We start from the raw sequence: 24137 nt of genomic DNA, 5'->3' as shown, positions 1-24137 counted from the left end.
AACTTCCGGACCGGCTTTGGCAGGATGCCCGCCCGCAGCGGCCCGGCGCCGTCACGGAGTCGTACATTCCCTACCAAGTCCCACCGCCCGTACGGCGGTCCGTACCATTCGCCCGTGACTGTGCGCCCGCCGTGAAGGCCTCAGGCAGACTGAACGCCATGCGGATCGAACTCGCCTCCACACCCGGCAACCCCGAACGCCCCAATGAGGACTGGACGGGTGCGGTCCTGCCTGCCTCGGGAGAGGGCGGTCTGCTCGTCCTGCTCGACGGTGTGACACCGCCGGCCGGGCCGGACGGATGTGTGCACGGCGTGCCGTGGTTCACGGCCCGGCTCGGCGGGTCCCTGGTCGAACTGTCCGGTTCGCGGCGGGATATGAGCCTGCGTGAGGTACTTGCGGAGGCCATTCGCCTTACCGCCGGAAGGCATGGCTCAACCTGTGACCTTTCTCACGTACGCACCCCTCAGGCAACCGTCGTCATGGCGCGTTGGTCGGCGGAGACCCTGGAACACCTGGTGCTGTCCGACTCGGTGCTGCTGATCGAGGAGGCGCCGGGGACGGTACGGGCGGTGCTCGACGACCGGCTCGACCGGCTGCCGCGCGAGGTGCTGGCGACCGAGGCGACGGCCGACGCCGCACGGAACCAGGAGGGCGGCTTCTTCACCGCGGCGGCCGATCCGGCGGTGGCGGAGCGCGCGGTGACGGGGCGCACACCGCTGGCCGGGGTGCGGGCGCTGGCGGCGCTCAGCGACGGTGCGAGCCGGTGGGTGGAGGTCTTCCGGGAGGGCGACTGGGCGGAGTGCCTGGCGTTGCTGCGCAAGGAGGGTCCGGAGGCGCTGATCGGGCGGGTGCGGGCACTGGAGGACGCGGACACGGCACGCGCGTTCCTGCGGGGCAGCAAGACGCACGACGACGCGTCGGCCGTGCTGCTGGAGCTGTAACCGTCCGGCCGGGCAGGTACGCGGTCCGGCATGGCAGGTACGCGGCCGGCCACGGCCCCCGGTTCCCGGCTCACTCCTCGGCGCGTGCGTTCAAGTGGTGGAGCAGCCGGGCCAGTTCGGCGACCTCGGCCCGGTCCCAGCCCTCCAGCTTGCGTACGTACTCGGTCCGGCGCGCGTCCCGCACCCGCCGCATCCGCTCCCGCCCCTCGACGGTGAGCTGCACCAGGAAGGCCCGGCCGTCGCCGGGGTCCTGCTCCCGGGTGACCAGCCCGAGGTTCTCCAGGGAGCGCAGTTGACGGCTCATGGTCGCCCGGCCGACACCGATGTAGCCGGCCAGGTCGGTGGCGCGCTGCCCGCCCCACTCGTCGAGGCAGACGAGCAGCCCGTAGGCCGCGGCCTCCAGATCGGGGTGGACGGCGCGGGACATCTCGCCGGACGAGGCCCGCGCCCGGCGCAGGAAGACGGTCAACTCCCGCTCCAGCGCGAGGAATTCATGGTCCACACCACTCTCTGGCGGGACGGGGAGTTCACTTCCGGTACCGCTGTCGTGCACGTCAGCACCCCTCAGGAGCTTTCCCGATACTGAAAGTTTCTTTCAGCGTCTGCCATCGCCGCAGATGGGCCAGTATTTCGCAGGAGTAGACCAACGGCAGCACCCAGGCCCCCTTCCGCCGTACGGGTCTACGTGCGTAGCGTCGTCCTCGCTGACATGTTCATATGTCTCACATCAGGACATGCCGGAGAATTCCCCCTGCTCCCCCCACCAAGCCTTTCGGAGGCACGCTCATGCCCGTGCTCAGATCCGGAACGGCCCGACGCGGACGTATCGCCGCAGTCGGGATCCTTGTCGCCCTCCTCACCTCCCTGCTGGCCCTGCCCGGTTCGGCCTCGGCCGCGGACTTCCCCGCGCGCGGCACGGCCACCATGGGGATGGGCGTCATCGCACACGACGGCCAGGGCGGCACCCCCCGTGACATCCGCGCGGCCCAGACCGAAGGCGTCGACGTCTCCGGTTACCAGGGCAACGTCAACTGGTCGACCCTGTGGGGCAGCGGAGTGCGCTGGGCCTACACCAAGGCGACCGAGGGCAATTACTACACGAACCCCTCCTTCACCCAGCAGTACAACGGCTCCTACAACGTCGGGATGATCCGCGGCGCGTACCACTTCGCGACCCCGAACGACTCCAGCGGCGCCAACCAGGCGAACTACTTCGTCAGCCACGGCGGCGGCTGGTCCCGGGACGGCAAGACCCTGCCCGGTGTGCTCGACATCGAGTGGAATCCGTACGGCGACGCCTGCTACGGGCTGAGCGCGGCATCGATGGTCGCCTGGATCCACGACTTCGCCAACACCTACAAGTCGCTCACCGGCCGCGACGCGGTGATCTACACCGCGACCAGCTGGTGGACGCAGTGCACGGGCAACAACAGCAGCTTCGGGGCCACCAACCCCCTCTGGATCGCCCGCTACGCATCGGCGCCGGGCACGCTGCCGGCCGGCTGGGCCTTCCAGACGATGTGGCAGTACACGTCGAGCGGACCGACCGTCGGTGACCACGACAAGTTCAACGGCGCGCTGGACCGGGTCCAGGCACTCGCCAACGGCTGACGCGGCGCACCCCGGGCCGCCGCCCGGGACACGACCCACGCGGGGCCCCCGGCACGATGCCGGGGGCCCCGCGTTCTTCCGTGTCCACGCCGGCCCATGTTTACGCCGGTCCGTGTCCACGCCGGCCCGTGTGACGCCGGTGCGGCGCCGGAGCCGTCAGGCGGCTGCCGGGAGCCGTACCTCCGCCGGGGACAGCGCGATCTCCAGGACCTGGCGGACGTCCGTCACCGGGTGCACCTCCAGGGTTTCGAGCACCTCGGCGGGCACATCGTCCAGATCGGCCTCGTTCCGCTTGGGGATCACCACGGTCGTGATGCCCGCACGGTGTGCCGCCAGCAGCTTCTGCTTCAGACCGCCGATCGGCAGCACCCGCCCGGTCAGCGACACCTCGCCGGTCATGGCCACATCCGTACGGACCTGACGGCCGGAGAGCAGCGAAGCCAGCGCCGTCGTCATCGTGATGCCCGCGCTCGGGCCGTCCTTGGGCACCGAGCCCGCCGGGAAGTGGATGTGCACCCCGCGTTCCTTCAGATCCGCGACCGGCAGCTCCAGTTCGGCGCCGCGCGAGCGCAGGAAGGAGAGCGCGATCTGCGCCGACTCCTTCATCACGTCGCCGAGCTGCCCGGTGAGGGTCAGCCCCGCCGCACCGGTCTCCGGGTCGGCGAGCGACGCCTCGACGAAGAGGACGTCGCCGCCCGCGCCGGTGACCGCGAGCCCGGTGGCCACACCGGGCACCGCCGTACGGCGCTCCGCCGGGTCCTGGGCGGACTCCGGCACATGGTGGGGCCGCCCGATCAGCGGCCGCAGCCCGGTGTCGGTGACGGTGAGCGGCAGCTCCTGCTCGCCCAGTTCGTGCCGGGCCGCGACCTTCCGCAGCAGCCGGGCGACGGACCGCTCCAGATTCCGTACGCCTGCCTCCCGGGTGTACTCCCCCGCCAGCTTGCGCAGCGCGGAGTCGTCGAGGGTCACCTCGCCCGGTTCGAGACCGGCGCGCTCCAGCTGCCTGGGCAGCAGGTGGTCACGGGCGATGACGACCTTCTCGTCCTCGGTGTAGCCGTCGAGCCTGACCAGCTCCATCCGGTCGAGCAGCGCCTCCGGGATGGCTTCGAGCACGTTCGCCGTGGCCAGGAACACCACATCGGACAGGTCGAGGTCGACCTCCAGGTAGTGGTCCCGGAAGGTGTGGTTCTGGGCCGGGTCGAGCACTTCGAGCAGGGCGGCGGCCGGGTCGCCCCGGAAGTCCGAGCCGACCTTGTCGATCTCGTCGAGCAGGACGACCGGGTTCATCGAGCCGGCCTCCTTGATCGCCCGCACGATCCGTCCGGGCAGGGCCCCGACGTACGTACGCCGGTGTCCGCGGATCTCCGCCTCGTCCCGTACGCCGCCGAGCGCGACGCGGACGAACTTGCGGCCCATGGCGTGCGCCACTCCCTCACCGAGTGAGGTCTTGCCGACACCGGGCGGTCCGACGAGCGCCAGTACGGCGCCGCCGCGGCGGCCTCCGACGACGCCCATGCCGCGGTCGGCGCGGCGCTTGCGGACCGCCAGGTACTCGGTGATGCGCTCCTTGACGTCCTCCAGACCGGAGTGCTCGGCGTCCAGGACGGCCTTGGCGCCCCTGATGTCGTACTCGTCCTCGGTCCGTTCGTTCCAGGGCAGTTCGAGAACGGTGTCCAGCCAGGTCCGGATCCAGGAGCCCTCGGGGCTCTGGTCGGACGAGCGCTCCAGCTTCTCGACCTCCTTGAGCGCGGCCTCCCTGACGTACTCCGGGAGTGCGGCGGCCTCGACGCGGACCCGGTAGTCGTCGGACTCGTCGTCCGCCTCGCCGTTCAGCTCGGAGAGCTCCTTGCGTACGGCTTCCAGCTGGCGGCGGAGCAGGAACTCGCGCTGCTGCTTGTCCACGCCCTCCTGGACGTCCTTGGCGATGGACTCGGCGACGTCCTGCTCGGCGAGGTGCTCACCCAGCCATGTGACGGCGAGCTTCAGCCGGGCCACCGGGTCGGCGGTCTCCAGCAGCTCGGTCTTCTGGGCGAGGGTGAGGAAAGGTGAGTAGCCGGAGTTGTCGGCGAGGGCCGATACGCCCTCGATCTGCTGGACGCGGTCGACGACCTGCCAGGCGCCGCGCTTCTTCAGCCAGTCGGTGGCGAGGGCCTTGTACTCCTTGACCAGTGCGGCGACGGCGCCGGGCAGCGGCTCGGGGTCGGTCTCGTCGACCCGTACCGCCTCGACCCAGAGCGCGGTGCCGGGTCCGGTGGTGCCTGCGCCGATGCGCACCCGGCCACGGCCGCGGACCAGAGCGCCGGGGTCTCCGTCGGAGAGTCTGCCGACCTGTTCGACGGTGCCGATGACGCCGGTGTCCGCGTAGCTGCCGTCGAGCCGCGGAACGAGGAGGACCAGCGGCTTGTTGCCACTGGAGCGGGCGGAGGACGCCTGGGCGGCCTCCACCGCGGCGCGTACGTCCGCTTCGGAAAGGTCCAGAGGCACCACCATTCCGGGCAGCACGACCTCGTCGTCGAGCGGCAGCACGGGCAGGGTGAGCGGTGTGGACGTGTCAGCCATGATCTCCCCTTAGGCAGTGAAGTTGAGCTATGCACACTCAATGCTGAGCGAGGGGGCTGGTGTTCCCGGGCGGGTGTTCGCTCTCAGCGATCGGAGCCGGGGGATGCCGCCGGGGAGGCATCGGGGGAGGTCCCGGGCCCACCCGCCGGTCCGGTCGCCGCGACCGGCAGGGACAGCGCGGAGGGCGTGGCGGGCAGCGAGAGCGCGAAGGGCGCGGCGGGCACGGTCGGCGGTACGGCGGGCACGGCAGAACCCGGAGGCGCGGCGGGCTCGGCGAGCGCGGCTGCCGGGCGGGCCCGGTCCCTTTCGGCCGCCCAGCGGCGCACCAGCGGCCAGCAGGCCAGACCGATGGTGAGCGAGAGCGGGTGCCCCCAGTCGGTGAGCGGGTCACCGAAGGCCAGCAGCGCCTGGACCAGCGCCGTGCCGACCGCCGCCAGGAGGGGCCAGCGGAACAGCGGCGGGAGCAGCCCGGCCAGCGCCCCGACCCCGGCCATCAGTCCGAAGCTGATGCCGTAGTCCAAACGGTGGAGGGAGGAGTCGGGGAGACGGCCCGCGGCGACCGCGACACCGACCGGGAGTTCGGTGGCCAGCGTCGCCACGACATGGCCCGTCAGGAAGACCACACCGGTGCGCAGGGCGCCGATCCGGCGCTCCAGGGCGGTGAGGACCAGCAGGAACCCCACGGCGGACGCCGAGAACAGGCCGCCGGCTATCCACAGGGCGCTGCTCACCAGGACGAGCAGCGGGGTGCGCGCCAGATGCGCCATGTCCGTACTGGAGTCGCGCAGCAGGGCCGCGACGGTGTGCGGGTCGGCGTGCTGCGCGAAGAGCGAGGTGGCGATCAGCACCAGGACGTAGACGAAGGTGAAGGGCGTTCCGGCGGGGGTGGGCAGCAGGCGCAGCAGCGTGCGGCCGGTGGCACCGGCCGGGCGTCGTGTCCGCTGTATGTGGTCCACTCTGTCCGTCCCGTCGGCAGTGGGTCCGTCCGTTCGCCTCCACTCCCCCCAACGTTCACTCTCCGGGATAGCCTCCGAACGCGCCTATGAGGTGCACCACACGAAGCAACCCCCGCGCCGCCCGCGGCGTCCGGGGCCGACCAGGGGGAAACCCATCGATACCGAGGACGTACGCACACTGGACCGGCGCGAGGGCCCGTACGGCGAGGTCGTGCTGCGCGAGCGCGGGGAGCACTTCGAGATCATCGCCAACGGGTGCTTCCTGATGGACACGTCGGACGGCCGTTCGGAGCGGCTGCTGATCGACGCGGCACTGGCCGCGCTGCCGGCCGGTTGCGACCGTCCTTCCGTGCTCATCGGCGGGCTCGGCGTCGGATTCTCACTCGCACACGCCGCTGCGGACCCCCGGTGGGGCACGATCACGGTCGTCGAACGCGAGCAGGCGGTCGTCGACTGGCATCTGACGGGCCCGCTCGCCCGGATTTCCGGCGCGGCGCTCGCCGATCCCCGGACTGTGATCCTGCCCACCGATCTGGTCGCTCACATGCGCGAATCCACATCGGCATATGACGCTTTGTGCCTGGACATCGACAACGGGCCGGGGTGGACGGTCACCGATGACAACGGCGGCCTATACACCCCCAGGGGGCTCGCAGACTGCATGGAACGGCTCAAACCGGGCGGAATCCTGGCCGTCTGGTCGGCCCAGCCCTCGGCGACTTTCGAAGAAGCCTTGCGGAATGCCGGTTTCAGCGGGGTAAGGACCGAAGAGATCCCAGTTGCCCGGGGCGTGCCTGACGTGGTCCATCTCGGTGTTCGCCCTGCGTAGCCGGGACGGCGTCCGTGCATCTAGTCTGCTGACCGGCAGATGAGATACGGATGCCGTGTCCGATTGTCCAAGTGGCGCAGCTGAAACAGCCGCGTACGCAGCAGAACGCACACCAAGCGCACTTCCAGGGGCGGGCGATGGAGCAGACACACACCACCCACAACGGCGTCGCGGCCACGCCGGGCGCCCAGCGCCGGGTGCTGGTCGTCGAGGACGACCCGACAATCGTCGACGCCATCGCCGCTCGGCTGCGGGCCGAGGGTTTCCAGGTGCAGACGGCAACGGACGGCCCGGCCGCGGTGGACGCGGCGGCGGGCTGGCAGCCGGACCTGATGGTTCTCGACGTGATGCTGCCGGGCTTCGACGGCCTTGAGGTCTGCCGCCGCGTCCAGGCGCAGCGGCCGGTGCCGGTCCTGATGCTGACGGCCCGCGACGACGAGACCGACATGCTGGTCGGGCTCGGGGTCGGCGCCGACGACTACATGACCAAGCCCTTCTCGATGCGTGAGCTGGCGGCGCGCGTCCATGTCCTGCTGCGGCGGGTGGAGCGGGCGACCATCGCCGCGTCGACACCGCGCAGCGGCATCCTGCGCCTCGGTGAGCTGGAGATCGACCACGCCCAGCGGCGGGTGCGGGTGCGCAACGACGACGTGCATCTGACACCCACCGAGTTCGACCTGCTGGTCTGCCTGGCGAACACCCCGCGCGCCGTCCTCTCGCGCGAGCAGCTGCTCGCGGAGGTCTGGGACTGGGCCGACGCCTCCGGCACCCGGACCGTGGACAGCCACATCAAGGCGCTGCGCCGGAAGATCGGCGCGGAGCGCATCCGTACGGTGCACGGTGTCGGTTACGCCCTGGAGACCCCGGCACCATGAGCCGCCCGCGCCCCGGGCGGACCTGGAGCACCTTCCGGCCCGGGGATCCGGGCCGGACCCTGGGGCGGGCGCTGTCCCGGCCGTGGCCGTGGAGCCGGGAGCGGCCTCTGCCGGTCTCGATCAAGGCCAAGCTCGGCACGCTCGTGGTGGTGTCGGTCTTCATCACCACGGGGCTGCTGCTGGTGGCGCTGCGCACCAAGACGGAGCTGCGGTTCATCACGGTGTTCTCGGTGATCGCCTCCATGCTGATCACCCAGTTCGTGGCGCACAGCCTGACCTCGCCGCTGGACGAGATGAACACGGTCGCCCGGTCGATCTCGCACGGTGACTACACCCGGCGGGTCAGCGGCGCCGACCGCAGGGACGAGCTGGGCGACCTGGCCACCACCATCAACCGGATGGCCGAGGACCTGGAGGCGGTGGACCGGCACCGCAAGGAGCTGGTGGCGAATGTCTCCCATGAGCTGCGGACCCCGATCGCGGCCCTGCGGGCGGTCCTGGAGAACGTCGTGGACGGGGTGTCGGCCGCCGACCCGGAGACGATGCGCACCGCGCTCAAGCAGACCGAGCGGCTGGGGCGGCTGGTCGAGACCCTGCTCGACCTCTCCCGGCTGGACAACGGCGTGGTGCCGCTCAGAGCGGCCCGTTTCGAGGTGTGGCCGTATCTCTCGGGCGTACTGAAGGAGGCGAATCTCGCAGCCGCGCAGCGCGCGGGCGCCTCGGCCTCCGGTGGCCAGCACACCCGTACCGACGTCCATCTCCATCTGGATGTCTCACCACCCGAGCTGACGGCGCACGCGGACGCCGAGCGGCTCCACCAGGTGGTCGCCAATCTGATCGACAACGCGGTCAAGCACTCGCCGCCGCACGGCCGGGTCACCGTCCGTGCCCGGCGCGGACCGCACCCCGAGTCACTGGATCTGGAGGTCCAGGACGAGGGCCCGGGGATTCCCGAGGCGGAGCGGCACCGGGTCTTCGAGCGCTTCAACCGGGGCCGCGCCCCGTCCCCGCACGGTCCGGGCAGCGACGGCGGCACCGGACTCGGTCTGGCCATCGCCCGCTGGGCGGTCGATCTCCACGGCGGGCGGATCGGGGTGGCCGAATCATCCCGTGGCTGCCGGATACGCGTCACTCTTCCGGGCGTATCGAGAACACCAAGTTGACGTAAAGTCTTCAGCGGAAGCCCGCGTTCCGTAATGAACCCGCGGGTACGCACGTCAGAGGGTGCCGGCCAAGGGGCGGTAGCTGTGACGCGTCATACCCGGATGGTGCGGAACCACGCTTGTTTCCCGCCATTTCAAGCCCCGAAACCAGCTTTCGAGTGTGACTTGCGCGACGTTGCCCCGCCCGGCCTGCACCTCCAGGCCAGGGAGGCGTAGCCTTTATTTCCGCTGTCCATCACCTTGTGAAGCGGAAGAGGGCGGTTGCCGCCGTGTCGTCTCAGTCCCCCAGTAATTCGAGCATCTCGACCGACCAGGAGGAGCAGGGCAAGAGCCCTGCCGATGCTTTCGGTCCCAATGAGTGGCTCGTCGACGAGATCTACCAGCAGTACCTCCAGGACCCGAATTCGGTCGATCGTGCCTGGTGGGACTTCTTCGCCGACTACAAGCCAGGTTCTGCCGGTGCTCCCACCGCGGGTGCGGACCCGGTGAGCGCGAGCCCTCCCCACCAGTCGGGCGAGAGCGGCCGGGCGGCCGCCGCGCAGGGTGGCGCAGCCGCGGGGGCTGCTCCCACCACGGCAGCGGCTCCGGCCGCGCCCGCCAAGCCCAGTAGTGCCCCGGCCGCAGCGCCCGCCGCGCCGCAGGCCCAGGCTCCGGCCGCGCCCGCCGCAGCGAAGCCCGCGGCCGCCGCCAAGCCGGCCCCGGCCGCCAAGCCCGCGGCGAAGGCCGAGCCCGCCGCCGAGCCCGAGGCTCCGGCCGGCCCCGAGCTGGTGACGCTGCGCGGCCCGTCCGCCGCCGTCGCGAAGAACATGAACGCCTCGCTGGAACTGCCGACGGCCACCTCCGTCCGCGCGGTCCCGGTGAAGCTGCTCTTCGACAACCGCATCGTCATCAACAACCACCTGAAGCGCGCCAGGGGCGGGAAGGTCTCCTTCACCCACCTCATCGGCTTCGCGATGGTGCAGGCCCTCAAGGCCATGCCGTCGATGAACCACTCCTTCGCAGTGAAGGACGGCAAGCCGACCCTGGTCAAGCCGGCCCACGTCAACCTGGGCCTCGCCATCGACCTGGTGAAGCCGAACGGCGACCGCCAGCTCGTCGTCGCGGCCATCAAGAAGGCCGAGACGCTCAACTTCTTCGAGTTCTGGCAGGCGTACGAGGACATCGTCCGCCGCGCCCGCGCGAACAAGCTGACGATGGACGACTTCACCGGGGTCACCGCCTCGCTCACCAACCCCGGCGGCATCGGCACCGTCCACTCCGTGCCCCGCCTGATGCCCGGTCAGGGCCTCATCATGGGCGTCGGCGCGATGGACTACCCGGCCGAGTTCCAGGGCACTTCGCAGGACACCCTCAACAAGCTGGGTGTCTCGAAGGTCATGACCCTGACCTCGACCTACGACCACCGGGTCATCCAGGGCGCCGCGTCCGGCGAGTTCCTGCGGATCCTCGCCAACCTGCTGCTCGGCGAGAACGGCTTCTACGACGACCTGTTCGAGGCGCTGCGCATCCCGTACGAGCCGGTCCGCTGGCTCAAGGACATCGACGTCTCGCACGACAACGACGTCACCAAGGCCGCCCGTGTCTTCGAGCTGATCCACTCCTACCGGGTCCGCGGCCATGTCATGGCCGACACCGACCCGCTGGAGTACAAGCAGCGCAAGCACCCCGACCTGGACATCGTCGAGCACGGGCTCACCCTGTGGGACCTGGAGCGCGAGTTCGCCGTCGGCGGCTTCGCCGGCAAGTCGATGATGAAGCTCCGCGACATCCTGGGCGTGCTGCGCGACTCGTACTGCCGCACCACCGGCGTCGAGTTCATGCACATCCAGGACCCGAAGCAGCGCAAGTGGATCCAGGACCGCATCGAGCGCGGCGCGCACGCCAAGCCCGAGCGCGAGGAGCAGCTGCGCATCCTGCGCCGGCTGAACTCGGCGGAGGCGTTCGAGACCTTCCTGCAGACCAAGTACGTCGGCCAGAAGCGCTTCTCGCTCGAAGGCGGCGAGTCCGTCATCCCGCTGCTCGACGCGGTCATCGACTCGGCGGCCGAGTCGCGCCTGGACGAGGTCGTCATCGGCATGGCCCACCGCGGCCGTCTCAACGTGCTGGCCAACATCGTCGGCAAGTCGTACGCGCAGATCTTCCGCGAGTTCGAGGGCAACCTCGACCCGAAGTCGATGCACGGCTCGGGCGACGTGAAGTACCACCTCGGCTCCGAGGGCACCTTCACCGGTCTCGACGGCGAGCAGATCAAGGTCTCGCTGGCCGCCAACCCCTCCCACCTGGAGACCGTCGACCCGGTCGTCGAGGGCATCGCGCGCGCCAAGCAGGACATCATCAACAAGGGCGGCACGGACTTCACCGTGCTCCCGGTGGCGCTGCACGGAGACGCGGCCTTCGCGGGCCAGGGCGTCGTCGCCGAGACGCTCAACATGTCGCAGCTGCGCGGCTACCGCACCGGCGGCACCGTGCACATCGTCATCAACAACCAGGTCGGCTTCACCGCCGCCCCGGAGTCGTCGCGCTCCTCGATGTACGCCACCGACGTGGCCCGCATGATCGAGGCGCCGATCTTCCATGTGAACGGCGACGACCCGGAGGCCGTGGTGCGCGTCGCGCGCCTCGCGTTCGAGTTCCGTCAGGCGTTCAACAAGGACGTCGTCATCGACCTCATCTGCTACCGCCGCCGCGGTCACAACGAGGCCGACAACCCCTCGTTCACGCAGCCGCTGATGTACGACCTGATCGACAAGAAGCGCTCGGTGCGCAAGCTCTACACCGAGTCCCTGATCGGCCGCGGCGACATCACCCTCGAAGAGGCGGAGCAGGCGCTCCAGGACTTCCAGGGCCAGCTGGAGAAGGTCTTCGCGGAGGTACGCGAGGCCACGTCCGAGCCGTCCGAGGCGTCGGTGCCGGTCCCGCAGGCCGAGTTCCCGGTCGCCGTGGACACCTCGATCTCCCAGGAGGTCGTGAAGCGCATCGCCGAGTCGCAGGTCAACATCCCGGACCGGATCACCGTCCACCCGCGGCTGCTGCCGCAGGTGCAGCGCCGGGCCGCGATGATCGACGAGGGCACGATCGACTGGGCGATGGGCGAGACCCTCGCCATCGGTTCGCTGCTCCTGGAGGGCACCCCGGTGCGCCTCTCCGGCCAGGACTCGCGCCGCGGGACCTTCGGCCAGCGGCACGCGGTGCTCATCGACCGCAAGACCGGTGAGGACTTCACCCCGCTGCTCTACCTCTCCGACGACCAGGCGCGTTACAACGTCTACGACTCGCTGCTCAGCGAGTACGCGGTGATGGGCTTCGAGTACGGCTACTCGCTGGCCCGCCCGGAGTCGCTGGTCATGTGGGAAGCGCAGTTCGGTGACTTCGTCAACGGCGCGCAGACCGTGGTGGACGAGTACATCTCGGCCGCCGAGCAGAAGTGGGGCCAGACCTCCGGCGTCACGCTGCTCCTCCCGCACGGCTACGAGGGCCAGGGCCCGGACCACTCGTCCGCCCGCCCGGAGCGCTTCCTCCAGCTGTGCGCGCAGAACAACATGACCGTCGCCATGCCGACGCTCCCGTCGAACTACTTCCACCTCCTGCGGTGGCAGGTGCACAACCCGCACCACAAGCCGCTGGTCGTCTTCACCCCGAAGTCGATGCTGCGCCTCAAGGCGGCGGCCTCGAAGGCGGAGGAGTTCACCACGGGCGGCTTCCGTCCGGTGATCGGGGACGACAGCGTCGACCCGGCCGCCGTGCGCAAGGTGGTCTTCACGGCCGGCAAGGTCTACTACGACCTGGACGCGGAGCGCACCAAGCGCGGCGTCACGGACACCGCGATCATCCGTCTGGAGCGGCTGTACCCGCTGCCGGGTGCCGAACTGCAGGCGGAGATCGCCAAGTTCCCGAACGCCGAGAAGTACCTCTGGGCGCAGGAGGAGCCGGCGAACCAGGGTGCCTGGCCGTTCATCGCGCTCAACCTGATCGACCACCTGGACCTGGCGGTCGGCGCCGACGTCCCGCACGGTGAGCGCCTGCGCCGCATCTCGCGGCCGCACGGCTCGTCGCCCGCGGTCGGCTCCGCCAAGCGCCACCAGGCCGAGCAGGCCCAGCTGGTCGCCGAGGTCTTCGAGGCCTAGGCGGTACGAGCGGATCCACCCGTGGGGCCCGGACGCATCGTGTGATGCGTCCGGGCCCCACGGCGTACCCGGCCGGCCGCCGCGCATAATCTGGAAGAGACCATCCGGCACGCATCAGGAGCGACACACGTGTACTTCACCGACCGCGGTATCGAGGAACTGGAGAAGCGGCGGGGCGAGGAGGAGGTCACCTTCGAGTGGCTCGCCGAGCAGCTGCGTACGTTCGTCGATCTGAACCCGGACTTCGAGGTCCCGGTCGAGCGGCTGGCGACCTGGCTGGCCCGGCTGGACGACGACGAGGACGAGGACGCGTAACCGACGCCCTGGCCCCTCCGGGCCCCGGGTGTCCGGCCGTCAGGACCGGGCACCGGCCGCCGGTCGTGCCGTCCCCTCAGGCGCCCGCCCGCATCCGGTCGTACGCGAGGCTCAGCGCCCCGTGCGCCATCAGCAGTGCGGCCGCCGCCGTCCAGCCCCCGCTGCGGCGGCCGAGCCCCCAGAGCGCGAGCGGAACACCGGCCGCCAGCTGGGCCGCGCCCAGCGCACGGGCGCGCGGACCGCGCAGCCAGGGGCCGAGCGCCCCGTCCTCGAAGGCGGCGAGCTGCGTCCGTACGGTCTCCCGCAGGCCCGTCGGCTCGATCCGTCCGGTGGCCGGATGGACCCTGGCCACCTCGCGCAGCCGGTCGGCGGGATCGCCGGGGGTGAGTCCGGTGGGCAGGGCGAGTCCGGCCCGGGTGAGGACGGCGGTGAGTCCGGTCAGCCGGGAGCGTGAGTCGGCGAGCGGATCCGCGGCGGTGAGCTCCGTCAGCGCCTCCAGATCCAGTACGGGATCGAGCCGCAGCCGCGCGCCGAACGTGCGCATCGCCCCGTCCTCACCGACCGGCGTGCCGTCCGCGCGCCACACATAGCCGACCGGCCGCCGGAATCCGGAGGCCAAGGTCAGGCCGGACCGTTCGTGGTCCCACCAGAGGGCGAGAACCGGCCAGTCGGACGCGACCGCCAGCGTGGTGACCCAGCCGCCCGCCACCCGGTCGACCGGCTCTTCGCCGTGCAGCCAGGGCTTCCCCTCCGGGACGAGCACACTCCACTCCTCGCCCGCCGGGGCGATGAGCAGCTGCTCCCCCAGCACCAGGGCGGGGGTCCGGACGGCGGCCGGGTCCGCCCGGCAGAGCAGCAGGGCACCTGTGGCGTTCTCTGACATGGCCCCACGCTAGGACAGATCACCGCATTCCACCTGCGCGCTTGACTTCACCGATCCGCGATATATCGTGTTCTTCAGAAGACGCGATATGTTGCGTCGTGGCCGACCCGTGGAGGTCAGTTCCATGTCCGAGAGGTCAGTGGCGGAGCCCCAGAAGCTCTCCTTCGACGAACCCGTGACGGCGCTCCAGGTGCGCGTCGTCAATGGCACGGTCAATGTCGTGGGCACCGACGACGCCGTGCTCGACGAGCAGGGCGGAGCCCGGCTGGAGATCTCCGAGATCGACGGCCCTCCGCTGATCGTGTCCCTGAAGAACGGCACCCTGACGGTGGCCTACGAGGACCTGCCCTGGAAGGGCTTCCTGAAGTGGCTCGACCGCAAGGGCTGGCGCCGCAACGCCGTCGTCTCGGTGGCGGTGCCCGCTTCGGCCCGCGTCGAGGTCGGCGTGGTGGGCGCGGGCGCGGTCGTCTCCGGGGTCCGTGGGCGTACGGAGGTCCGCGGGGTCACCGGCGACACCGCCCTGGTCGGCCTCTCCGGCACCGTGCTCGCCGAGACCGTGTCGGGGAACGTCGAGGCCCAGTCCGTCAGCGGCGATCTGCGCTTTCACTCGGTCTCCGGGGACCTCACGGTGATCGAGGGGGCCGGTTCGTCCGTACGGGCGGAGTCGGTCAGCGGCGACATGGTCGTGGACCTCGACGCGACCGGCAGGCCGTCCGACATCGCCCTGACCACCGTCTCGGGCGAGGTCGCCATCCGGCTGGCCCAGCCGACGGACGCCGAGGTCAGCGCGAACACCACGAGCGGCGCCGTGTCGAACGCCTTCGAGGATCTGCGGGTCAGCGGCCAGTGGGGTGCCAAGAAGATCACCGGCACCCTCGGCGCGGGCACCGGCAGACTCCGGGCGACGACGGTGAGCGGGGCCATCGCCCTGCTGCGCAGGCCCGCACAGGACGACATCACCGAGAAGGTGCTCTGACATGGCTCCCGTATTCGCCCACGGCCGGCTGCGGCTCTACCTCCTGAAGCTCCTGGACGAGGCACCGCGCCACGGCTACGAGGTGATCAGGCTCCTGGAGGAGCGCTTCCAGGGGCTGTACGCGCCGAGCGCGGGCACCGTCTATCCGCGTCTCGCCAAACTGGAGGCGGAGGGGCTGGTCACCCACGCGTCCGAGGGCGGCCGGAAGGTCTACTCGATCACCGAAGCAGGCCGCGCGGAGTTGGCGGGCCGCAGCGGTGAACTGGCCGATCTGGAGCTGGAGATCCGCGAGTCCGTCTCCGAACTGGCCGCGGAGATCCGGGCCGACGTCAGCGGGTCCGCCGACGACCTGCGGCGCGAGATCCGCCAGGCGGCGAAGGAGGCGCGCGGGGCGTCGGGCGGCGGCCGCGCGGCGGGCGCCGGTTCCGGCGGCGGCGCTTCCGGTGCGGGGCGGCCGTTCCCCGGATTCCCGGAAGCCTCCGACTTCTTCGACGGGAGCTGGACCGACAAGGAGGGCTGGCGCCAGGCCAAGGAGGACTTCAAGCGCGCCAAGCAGGAGTGGAAGGAGCAGGCGCGCCGGGCGAAGGACGAGTCGCGCCGGGCCCGCGAGGACGCCCAGCAGGCACGGCGCCAGGCCAGGGAGGCCCAGGACTACGCACGTGAGCAGCTGCAGCGGGTCGCCGAGCAGGTCCAGGACCGTTTCGCTCGCGGCGACTGGCCGGCCGGGGTGCGCGAGGGGCTCGCCGAATTCACCCGGGAACTGGGCCGCTTCGGACGGACGCCGGAGCCGGGAACCCGTACGGACACCGCGGCCGGAGCGGACAAGCCCACCGGTGCGGGCACCGCTCCCGGCAGGGACACGGCTCCCGGCGGGGACACGGACGCAGGGGCGGGCGCCGGGACCCCCGTCGACCTGGGCAAGGCGGCCGGCGCGCCCCCGCCCGAGCCGGAGTGGGCCCGCGAGGAGCCGTCCGGCAATCCGGCCCGCGACCTGGACCGGCTGCTCGACCGCTTCCGCGACGACATCCGGGACGCGGCGCGCGACCACGGAGTCACCGAGGGCCAACTCCTGGATGCCAGGCGTGAGCTGGCTGCGGCGGCAGCCCGCATCGGCACGGCCCTGCGCGGCCCGGGGGCGTAATCCGGAAGACCTCCGGAGAGGCAGCCGGGTACGGTGCCGCCGTGCTCGGCCGCCTTCGCGGCGGACCCGTCCGGGGGGCGGGTTTCTGGTGGTAACCGGCTGACAGGACGGAACCAGGACCCGGTCGTGGTCGCCGGCCGACGGGCCAGGACCACGACCCGATCGTCGTCACCGGCCGACCGGCCGGGCTCACGCGCCCGTCAGCACGATCTTGCCGAAGAGTTCCCCCGACGCCATCTTCTCGAAGCCCTCGCGGGCCCGGTCGAGCGGCAGCACCTCGTCGATGACCGGGCGCACCCCGGTGGCCGCGCAGAACGCGAGCAGGTCCTCCAGCTCGTCCTTGGACCCCATGGTCGAGCCGACGACCTTCAGCTCCAGGAAGAAGATCCGGGTCAGCTCGGCCGAGACGGGGTCGGAGCCGCTGGTGGCGCCCGAGATCACCAGAGTGCCGCCCGGCTTGAGCGATTTGACGGAGTGTGACCAGGTGGCGGCCCCCACGGTCTCGATGACGGCGTCCACCCGCTGGGGCAGCCGCGTGCCCGGCTCGAAGGCGTCCACCGCGCCCAGCTCGACGGCCCGCCTGCGCTTGGCCTCGTCCCGGCTGGTGGCGTACACCCGCAGCCCCGCGGCCTTGCCGAGCACGACGGCGGCCGTCGCCACCCCGCCGCCCGCACCCTGGACGAGCACCGAATCGCCGGGCCGCACACCGGCGTTGGTGAAGAGCATGCGGTACGCGGTGAGCCAGGCGGTGGGCAGGCAGGCGGCCTCCTCGAAGCTCAGCTCCTTCGGCTTGCGCAGCACGTTCCACTCGGGGACGGTGACCTGCTCGGCGAAGGTGCCCTGGTACTTCTCGGTCAGGATGGACCGCCCCTCCCGCGGCCCGACCCCGTAACCGGTCTGCCCGATGACGGAGTGCAGGACGACCTCGTTGCCGTCCTGGTCGACCCCGGCCGCGTCACAGCCCAGGATCATCGGGAGCTTGTCGGCGGCGAGTCCCACACCCCGCAGCGACCAGAGGTCGTGGTGGTTGAGGGAGGCGGCTCTGACGTCGACCGTGGTCCAGCCGGGCCGGGCCACGGGGGCCGGACGCTCCCCCAGCTCAAGGCCGTTGAGCGGGCGGTCGCGGTCGATGCGGGCTGCGTAGGCGGCGAACATGTCCCGACCATAGGCGTGGCCGGTTCCGTACGGAACCGGCCACGAGTGTGACGCTCCCTGCACTGGGCCGGGGCGAGGCGCCCCGCCGAGCCGCGCCGTGAGGCGTCAGGCGTGGGCAGGCCGGGGCAACCAGGGGCGTCGTGTCCGGGACGCCTCAGCGCCGGGCCACGCCCTCCGCGCGGGCGGCGGCGGCCACCGCGGCGGTGACCGCGGGGGCGACCCGCTCGTCGAACGGCGACGGAATGACACAGTCCGCGCTCAGTTCGTCGGCCACCACGGCGGCCAGCGCCTCAGCAGCGGCGAGCTTCATGCCCTCCGTGATGCGTGAGGCCCGCACCTGGAGCGCCCCGGCGAAGATCCCCGGGAACGCCAGCACGTTGTTGATCTGGTTCGGGAAGTCGCTGCGCCCGGTGGCGACGACCGCCGCGTACTTGGCGGCGACCGTGGGGTGGATCTCCGGGTTCGGGTTGGCCATGGCGAAGATGAAGGAGCCCTCGGCCATCGAGGCGACCGCGGGCTCCGGGACCGTACCGCCCGAGACCCCGATGAAGACGTCCGCCCCGGCCATCGCGGTCTCCAGCGAGCCGGTCAGGCCCGCCTTGTTGGTGAAACCGGCGACCTCCCGCTTGATCTCGGTGAGGTCCTCGCGGTCGGCCGAGACGATGCCCTTGCGGTCGCACACCGCGACATCGCCGATCCCGGCCTCGATGAGGATCTTGGCGATGGCGACACCCGCGGCGCCCGCCCCCGAGATGACCGCGCGCAGCTGGCCCAGCGAGCGTCCGGTGAGGATCGCCGCGTTGCGCAGGGCCGCCAGCGTGACGACGGCGGTGCCGTGCTGGTCGTCGTGGAAGACCGGAATGTCCAGCCGTTCCTGGAGCCTGCGTTCGATCTCGAAGCAGCGCGGCGCGGAGATGTCCTCCAGATTGACGCCGCCGAAAGAGGGGCCGAGCCGCACGACGGTGTCGACGATCTCGTCGGTGTCGGTGGTCGCCAGCGCGATCGGGACGGCGTCGACACCGCCGAACTGCTTGAAGAGGATGGCTTTGCCCTCCATCACCGGGAGGGAGGCCTCCGGGCCGATGTCGCCCAGGCCCAGCACCGCCGTACCGTCCGTCACGACGGCCACGACCTGCGACTTCCAGGTGTAGTCGTGGACGAGCTCCGGCTTCTCGGCGATGGCGCTGCACACCTTGGCGACGCCCGGCGTGTACGCGAGGGACAGGTCGTCCCGGTCGCGCACCGGCACCGTGGCCTGGACGGCCATCTTTCCGCCGCGGTGCAGGGCGAAGACCGGGTCGAAGGTCTCCTCCTCCTGCGAGGAGGCGGTGAAGCTTTCGCTGCGAGGATTGACGATCTCCGCTGCCATTGGTTGTTACCCCTTAAGTCTTCATCAGTTGAGGGTGGCCACTCCTGGTTGAGGAGGGGTGGGCGGGCACCGCGTATGTGCCCCGCGCCGGCCGGTTGGCCCGCCGGGCGGGGGGAGGTACATACGCGCGGGCGCGCCGCACACGCGCCCTGAGCCCCGGATGAGGGGTGTAACCGTCTGTTCTACCGGATGGACCGCACATCGGACGAGTCCATATCGAGTCCGCACCGACGCGGTGAGATGGCTCATAGCGGGATATCCGGGCAGGTGGGCCCCGTACCGCGGAAGAAGTCCATCCTTCGAGACGCGCCCCGGAACGGCGCGGGGCGCACCGGAGATCCTCCGGCGGAAGGTGCGTTTGCCAGCAGATGGTCCGGTCGTGCCGTACCGGCCAAGTGGAGAACGGGGGTGACCCGTTACCCGATTTTGACATGACCAGCGACCTGATTGGACCAGTACGGCTGGCAAGATGCCGTCATCCACACATGGCCGTGGCACCGGAGAACCGTGTGCCGCGGCTCCAGCATCGCGCTGTCCGATCCGCCATCTGTCCGATCCGCCGGAGGACCACCACCATGACCGCACGCTCCACTCGCCGCCCGACCGCAGTGAAGTCCCGGACAGCCGCGGTCGGCGCGATCGCGGTCGCCGGCGCACTGCTGCTGTCCGCCTGCGGCGACCAGACCAAGAACGACGGGCCCAAGGGGGACAGTGCGTCGGCCAAGGCCCCGCTCGCCCATCTGCTGCCGCAGGCCGTCCGGGACAAGGGCGTCGTGAAGGTCGGCTCCGACATCGCGTACGCGCCCGTCGAGTTCAAGGACGGCTCGGGCAAGGTCGCCGGGATCGACCCCGATCTGGGCGCGGCGCTCGGCAAACAGCTCGGGGTGACGTTCCAGTTCGAGAACGGGACGTTCGAGACACTCATCGCCGGCGTGCGCGCGAAGCGCTACGACATCTTGATGTCCGCGATGACCGACACAAAGGACCGCCAGAACGGGCTAGAAAAGGGCAAGAAGGTCGGTGAGGGCGTCGACTTCGTCGACTACTACACAACCGGCGTGTCGATCTACACTCGCAAGGGCAAGACCGAGGGCATCAAGGACTGGTCCGACCTCTGCGGCAAGACGATCGTCATGGAGCGCGGCACGGTCTCCCACGATCTCGCCAAGGCGCAGGCGAAGAAGTGTCCGGCCGGCAAGAAGCTCTCCATCCAGGCCTTCGACGACGACCAGCAGGCCCAGACCCGGTTGCGCTCGGGCGGCGCGGACGCCGGTTCGGCCGACTCCCCCATCGCCGCGTACGCGGTGAAGACATCGGGCGGCGGCAAGGACTTCCAGATCGTCGGCCCGACGGTCCAGGCCGCCCCGTACGGAATCGCCGTCGCGAAGGGGAACGACCAGCTCACCAAGGCCATCCAGCAGGCCATGGACGCCATCATCAAGGACGGTACGTACAAGAAGGTCCTCGCCAAGTGGGGCGCCGAGCAGGGCGCGGTCACCGAGGCCAAGCTCAACGGCGGATCCTGACCGGACGCCGGCGCTGAGAGGTATCACCTATGACTGCTGACATGGAAAAGGCGGGCCCCGTCGAGGCGCCGCCCACCGGACCGCTGGCCATCAGGGCCATCCCGGTCCGGCACTACGGGCGGTACGTCGCCGCGACCGTCGCCGTCGTGCTGCTCGCGGCGATCGTCTACGCGTTCTCCCAGGGCAAAATCAACTGGGGGGCGATCCCGGACTTCTTCTTCGACCACCGGATCATCCACGGTGTCGGCCAGACACTCCTGCTCACCGTGCTCTCGATGCTGATCGGCATCGTCGGCGGCGTCGTCCTCGCGGTGATGCGGCTCTCCAAGAACCCGGTGACCGCGTCGATCTCGTGGTTCTACATCTGGTTCTTCCGGGGCACCCCGGTCCTCGTCCAGCTGATGGTCTGGTTCAACCTGGGCCTGGTCTTCCAGTACATCAACCTCGGTCCGATCTACAAGGACTACTGGTCGAGCTTTATGACGCCGCTGCTGACGGCGCTGCTCGGTCTCGGCCTGAACGAGGCCGCGTACATGGCGGAGATCTGCCGTGCGGGGCTGCTCGCGGTCGACGAGGGCCAGACGGAGGCGGCGCACGCGCTCGGTATGAGCCATGCGAAGACGCTGCGGCGGATCGTGGTGCCGCAGGCGATGCGGGTGATCGTGCCGCCGACCGGCAACGAGGTCATCAACATGCTGAAGACCACGTCGCTGGTGGCCGCGGTGCAGTTCTACGAGCTGCTGCGGACCGCCCAGGACATCGGGCAGACGTCCGGGGCCGCGGTGGAGATGCTGTTCCTGGCCGCCGCCTGGTATCTGGTGCTCACCACCCTCTTCTCCATCGGCCAGTTCTATCTGGAGCGCTACTACGCGCGCGGCTCCAGCCGCAGCCTGCCGCTGACCCCGTTCCAGCGGGTCAAGGCGAATCTGGCTTCCTTCAGCAACCGTTCGGGGGTGTCCGCATGACGGCGACGGTGAAGGCCGGGAAGACCGCGATGGTGAAGGCCGAGGGCGTCCACAAGTCCTTCGGCCCGACCCAGGTGCTCAAGGGGATCGACCTGGAGGTCGCCCCGCGTGAGGTGTTCTGCCTCATCGGCCCCTCGGGGTCCGGGAAGTCGACGTTCCTGCGGTGCATCAACCACCTGGAGAAGGTCAACGCCGGGCGGCTGTACGTCGACGGGGACCTGGTCGGCTACCGCCAGAAGGGCGAGCGGCTCTACGAGCTGAAGGACAGCGAAGTCGCCCTGAAGCGCCGGGACATCGGCATGGTCTTCCAGCGCTTCAATCTCTTCCCGCACATGACGGCCATCGAGAACGTGATGGAGGCGCCGGTCCAGGTGCGCGGCGAGGCGAAGGCCGTGGCCCGTACCCGTGCCGAGCGGCTGCTGGACCGGGTGGGGCTCTCCGACAAGGCGGGCAGCTATCCGACGCAGCTCTCCGGTGGCCAGCAGCAGCGGGTTGCCATCGCCCGCGCACTGGCGATGGAGCCGAAACTGATGCTCTTCGACGAGCCGACGTCGGCGCTCGACCCGGAGCTGGTGGGTGACGTCCTGGACGTGATGCGCGGGCTCGCCGACGACGGAATGACGATGATCGTCGTGACCCATGAGATGGGCTTCGCCCGGGAGGTCGGCGACGCGCTGGTCTTCATGGACGACGGTGTGGTGGTCGAGTCGGGCCACCCGCGGGACGTCCTGACCGATCCGCAGCACGAGCGGACGAAGTCGTTCCTGTCGAAGGTGCTGTAAGGCCGTTGCCCTCCCACAGGAAGCTCGCCCTCGAGTATGGGACCGGGCAACTGTCTCGCTCGGGACAGCCCTTCCTCAAATAGCGACTAAGCCGGAGCAGCATAGATCCAATTGCTGCTCCGGCTTAGTGATGCGGGCTTACAATTTGCCCACGGCTTTATTCACTGATTAAAACCAGTATATAGAGCCCCAGGAACCACTCTTTTTGATTCGGTACCCCTTCTGCGTCACTTCCGCGGTACTGCCGCATGTGGCGGTGCTGTACCCAGCGGTTGTGCGTATGTTGCCGTAAACCTTTGCGCTCGCGCCGATCTTCAGGCAATTCGCAACAGCCTGCACTTGCTGTCCACACTTAGGCGCCTCGGTGTACACCTTCGCCCCATTACTTGTGGACGACTGGGTGACCAGATAGCCACATGTGGGATCAGCACTTGCCGTCGTCGCAGACAAAGGAACCAAGGCAGCGGCACCGAGCATTACGGAACAGAGTGCCGTCACGATCTTTCTCTTACCCATCACAGAATCCCCCTACAGAAATGCTTCCACGGCGTTCCAGCGGAAGCGGAATCAAACCTTACGAGGTCCTAGATTCATCCTGGTCGGACTTCAACGGCCGCACTGATATCGCATCAGCGTTGACAACCTTGAGCATCTTTTCTTGTAACACACACTCGTGTCAACGGTTTTAATTCCTGGACAAGGCCGCAGATACGCAAGTGGCTGGAATCGAATTAGACATCACCGGATTTTTCGGATTTTCCGTTGCTATCACGGAGTCGATCGAGCCGAAACTGATGGGTCTTCTACTGGACGGCACGGCGGACACATCTTGCCGGTGGGTATCGGATGCAGCGTGAGCTAGCCGCTAGCGGTGACCCACGAAGCGAGGCGCGGTTCTGATACCCCCCGACCCGGGAGTTGGTCGCGTGAGTGTGCCCTGCTCTAAAACCGAGTGTGCCGGTCGGTGCACTCAGTGATATTCGCTCAAGGTGTCTCATCGTCGAAACGATCGCACTCTTCCTCGTGTCACCTCCGCGGCGCCCTACTTCACGGCGAGCACCAGCGTGTCGGACGGCGAGGCCCAGACGCTCCGCGCCTCGGCGAAACCGGCCGCACGCAGGGTGCCCGCGTGCCACCGCGCGGACGGCATGTCCCCGTCCGCGTGCTCACCGTAGATCCGGTAGCGCTCGGCGGTCGGTCCGGCGAGTACCGGGTCCTTGGCCGCCAGGGCCCACCAGTCCGCCCAGTCGACTGCGCCCGCCGCCCTGGCGCGGTCCATGGCGGCGTGCCGGTGGGCGCGCTCCGCCGCGTTGATCCGCGGTGTCCGGTCGTCGATCATGTGGTCGGCGTTCATGAACACGCCGCCGTCCACGACAAGGGAGCCGATCTGCCCGTAGAGCGCGGCGAGCGGCTCGGCATGCAGCCAGTGCAGGGCGGTCGCGGTGAGCACCGCGTCGTACTCACGGTGGGGCAGCAGCGCGGTCCAGCCAGGGTCCTTGAGGTCGGCGGTCACGAAGGCGACCCGCTCGTCACCGGCGAAATATCCCTCCGCGATGGCGAGCAGCGCCGGGTCGAGGTCGACGCCCGTACTGGTGGCTCCGGGGAACCGCCTGAGGAGCCGATCCGTGATACTTCCCGTACCGCACGCGAGATCCAGCACCCGGGGTGCCGTTCCCACCAGCGCCTCGACCATGTCCAGCATGACCCGGAACCGCTCCTCGCGGTCCGGCATGTACCACTCCTGCTGGCGGTCCCAGCTCTCCTGCCAGGACTGCCAGTCCGTACCCGCTGCCGACCCTGCTGCCTCTGCCGACCCTGCTCCCTCTGCCGACTCTGCCGCCGATCCCGAATCCGTCACTGCTTCCTCCACTGATCCCGCCGCCGCGAGCCCGTCCACAGCACCACTCGGGTACTCAGGTGCTCGGATGCTCAGGCACTCAGACCCTCAAGTAATACCCTCGAAGGAT

At 69.9% G+C, this 24137-nt stretch carries 20 protein-coding genes; 12 read left to right on the top strand and 8 right to left on the bottom strand.

The annotated features are described in order from the left end of the window. Positions 1 to 158 precede the first annotated feature (158 nt). A complete protein-coding gene (locus tag ACWGKJ_RS03810; RefSeq protein ID WP_385016529.1) occupies positions 159 to 941 on the top strand; it encodes a hypothetical protein in 783 nt (260 codons plus the stop codon). Between the two features lie 70 nt (positions 942 to 1011). On the opposite strand, the gene ACWGKJ_RS03805 is transcribed toward ACWGKJ_RS03810, so the two are convergent. Further along, complete coding sequence (locus ACWGKJ_RS03805; RefSeq protein WP_385016526.1) at positions 1012 to 1494, bottom strand: MarR family winged helix-turn-helix transcriptional regulator; 483 nt, start codon at positions 1492 to 1494, stop codon at positions 1012 to 1014. A gap of 233 nt (positions 1495 to 1727) precedes the next feature. On the opposite strand from ACWGKJ_RS03805, the gene ACWGKJ_RS03800 reads away from it, so the two are divergent. Then, positions 1728 to 2552, top strand: coding sequence for a lysozyme (locus tag ACWGKJ_RS03800; RefSeq protein WP_385016523.1), 825 nt, complete (start codon positions 1728 to 1730; stop codon positions 2550 to 2552). A 156-nt stretch (positions 2553 to 2708) separates the two neighbouring features. Here the strand turns inward: ACWGKJ_RS03800 and lon are convergent, their stop codons facing one another. Beyond that, positions 2709 to 5111, bottom strand: a complete 2403-nt coding sequence (lon, locus tag ACWGKJ_RS03795) for an endopeptidase La (protein WP_385016520.1) — start codon at positions 5109 to 5111, stop codon at positions 2709 to 2711. An 83-nt stretch (positions 5112 to 5194) separates the two neighbouring features. Continuing rightward, positions 5195 to 6067 carry a rhomboid-like protein gene (locus tag ACWGKJ_RS03790; RefSeq protein WP_385016517.1) on the bottom strand — a complete coding sequence of 291 codons (873 nt, stop codon included), beginning with the start codon at positions 6065 to 6067 and terminating at the stop codon, positions 5195 to 5197. A gap of 211 nt (positions 6068 to 6278) precedes the next feature. On the opposite strand from ACWGKJ_RS03790, the gene ACWGKJ_RS03785 reads away from it, so the two are divergent. The 5 genes from ACWGKJ_RS03785 to ACWGKJ_RS03765 all read left to right on the top strand — a co-directional run bounded on the left by ACWGKJ_RS03785 (position 6279) and on the right by ACWGKJ_RS03765 (position 13373). Continuing rightward, complete coding sequence (locus ACWGKJ_RS03785) at positions 6279 to 6896, top strand: spermidine synthase family protein (protein ID WP_385016514.1); 618 nt, start codon at positions 6279 to 6281, stop codon at positions 6894 to 6896. Between the two features lie 137 nt (positions 6897 to 7033). After that, positions 7034 to 7771, top strand: a complete 738-nt coding sequence (locus ACWGKJ_RS03780) for a response regulator transcription factor (protein ID WP_385017065.1) — start codon at positions 7034 to 7036, stop codon at positions 7769 to 7771. Beyond that, positions 7768 to 8934, top strand: a complete 1167-nt coding sequence (locus tag ACWGKJ_RS03775) for a HAMP domain-containing sensor histidine kinase (protein WP_385016511.1) — start codon at positions 7768 to 7770, stop codon at positions 8932 to 8934. Before ACWGKJ_RS03780 ends, ACWGKJ_RS03775 begins: the two co-directional genes overlap by 4 nt. 269 nt (positions 8935 to 9203) lie before the next feature. Then, positions 9204 to 13058, top strand: a complete 3855-nt coding sequence (locus tag ACWGKJ_RS03770) for a multifunctional oxoglutarate decarboxylase/oxoglutarate dehydrogenase thiamine pyrophosphate-binding subunit/dihydrolipoyllysine-residue succinyltransferase subunit (protein ID WP_385016508.1) — start codon at positions 9204 to 9206, stop codon at positions 13056 to 13058. 129 nt (positions 13059 to 13187) lie between these two features. Then, positions 13188 to 13373 carry a DUF6104 family protein gene (locus tag ACWGKJ_RS03765; protein ID WP_385016505.1) on the top strand — a complete coding sequence of 62 codons (186 nt, stop codon included), beginning with the start codon at positions 13188 to 13190 and terminating at the stop codon, positions 13371 to 13373. A gap of 76 nt (positions 13374 to 13449) precedes the next feature. On the opposite strand, the gene ACWGKJ_RS03760 is transcribed toward ACWGKJ_RS03765, so the two are convergent. Further along, positions 13450 to 14256 carry a hypothetical protein gene (locus tag ACWGKJ_RS03760; RefSeq protein ID WP_385016503.1) on the bottom strand — a complete coding sequence of 269 codons (807 nt, stop codon included), beginning with the start codon at positions 14254 to 14256 and terminating at the stop codon, positions 13450 to 13452. 124 nt (positions 14257 to 14380) lie between these two features. On the opposite strand from ACWGKJ_RS03760, the gene ACWGKJ_RS03755 reads away from it, so the two are divergent. Next, complete coding sequence (locus ACWGKJ_RS03755) at positions 14381 to 15232, top strand: DUF4097 family beta strand repeat-containing protein (protein ID WP_385016501.1); 852 nt, start codon at positions 14381 to 14383, stop codon at positions 15230 to 15232. Position 15233: 1 nt separating this feature from the next. Beyond that, a complete protein-coding gene (locus ACWGKJ_RS03750) occupies positions 15234 to 16373 on the top strand; it encodes a PadR family transcriptional regulator (protein WP_385016498.1) in 1140 nt (379 codons plus the stop codon). A gap of 189 nt (positions 16374 to 16562) precedes the next feature. Here the strand turns inward: ACWGKJ_RS03750 and ACWGKJ_RS03745 are convergent, their stop codons facing one another. Both ACWGKJ_RS03745 and ACWGKJ_RS03740 read right to left on the bottom strand, forming a co-directional pair. After that, the gene (locus tag ACWGKJ_RS03745; protein WP_385016496.1) at positions 16563 to 17528 is read right to left on the bottom strand and encodes a zinc-binding dehydrogenase; all 966 of its coding nucleotides are present in this window, start codon (positions 17526 to 17528) and stop codon (positions 16563 to 16565) included. Between the two features lie 154 nt (positions 17529 to 17682). After that, on the bottom strand, positions 17683 to 18897 hold the full coding sequence (locus tag ACWGKJ_RS03740) for an NAD(P)-dependent malic enzyme (protein ID WP_385016493.1): 1215 nt from the start codon (positions 18895 to 18897) through the stop codon (positions 17683 to 17685). Between the two features lie 575 nt (positions 18898 to 19472). On the opposite strand from ACWGKJ_RS03740, the gene ACWGKJ_RS03735 reads away from it, so the two are divergent. The 3 genes from ACWGKJ_RS03735 to ACWGKJ_RS03725 are packed head-to-tail and all read left to right on the top strand — an operon-like array spanning position 19473 to position 22170. Then, positions 19473 to 20423 carry an ABC transporter substrate-binding protein gene (locus tag ACWGKJ_RS03735; RefSeq protein ID WP_385016490.1) on the top strand — a complete coding sequence of 317 codons (951 nt, stop codon included), beginning with the start codon at positions 19473 to 19475 and terminating at the stop codon, positions 20421 to 20423. A 29-nt stretch (positions 20424 to 20452) separates the two neighbouring features. Beyond that, positions 20453 to 21388, top strand: coding sequence for an amino acid ABC transporter permease (locus tag ACWGKJ_RS03730; protein ID WP_385016488.1), 936 nt, complete (start codon positions 20453 to 20455; stop codon positions 21386 to 21388). Next, entirely contained in the window at positions 21385 to 22170 is a 786-nt protein-coding gene (locus tag ACWGKJ_RS03725) for an amino acid ABC transporter ATP-binding protein (RefSeq protein ID WP_385016485.1), read from the top strand. Before ACWGKJ_RS03730 ends, ACWGKJ_RS03725 begins: the two co-directional genes overlap by 4 nt. A 168-nt stretch (positions 22171 to 22338) precedes the next feature. On the opposite strand, the gene ACWGKJ_RS03720 is transcribed toward ACWGKJ_RS03725, so the two are convergent. Together ACWGKJ_RS03720 and ACWGKJ_RS03715 are read right to left on the bottom strand one after the other, a co-directional pair. Beyond that, positions 22339 to 22686 (bottom strand): putative cross-wall-targeting lipoprotein signal domain-containing proteiin, encoded by a 348-nt coding sequence (locus ACWGKJ_RS03720; protein ID WP_385016482.1) that lies wholly within the window; start codon positions 22684 to 22686, stop codon positions 22339 to 22341. Positions 22687 to 23212: 526 nt separating this feature from the next. Then, positions 23213 to 23902, bottom strand: a complete 690-nt coding sequence (locus ACWGKJ_RS03715; protein WP_385017061.1) for a class I SAM-dependent methyltransferase — start codon at positions 23900 to 23902, stop codon at positions 23213 to 23215. Positions 23903 to 24137: the final 235 nt, after the last annotated feature.

This window comes from Streptomyces sp. NPDC054757, from assembly GCF_053612185.1.
The sequence above is the reverse complement of the archived record's forward strand: the minus strand, read 5'-3'. Positions and strand labels throughout refer to the sequence as shown.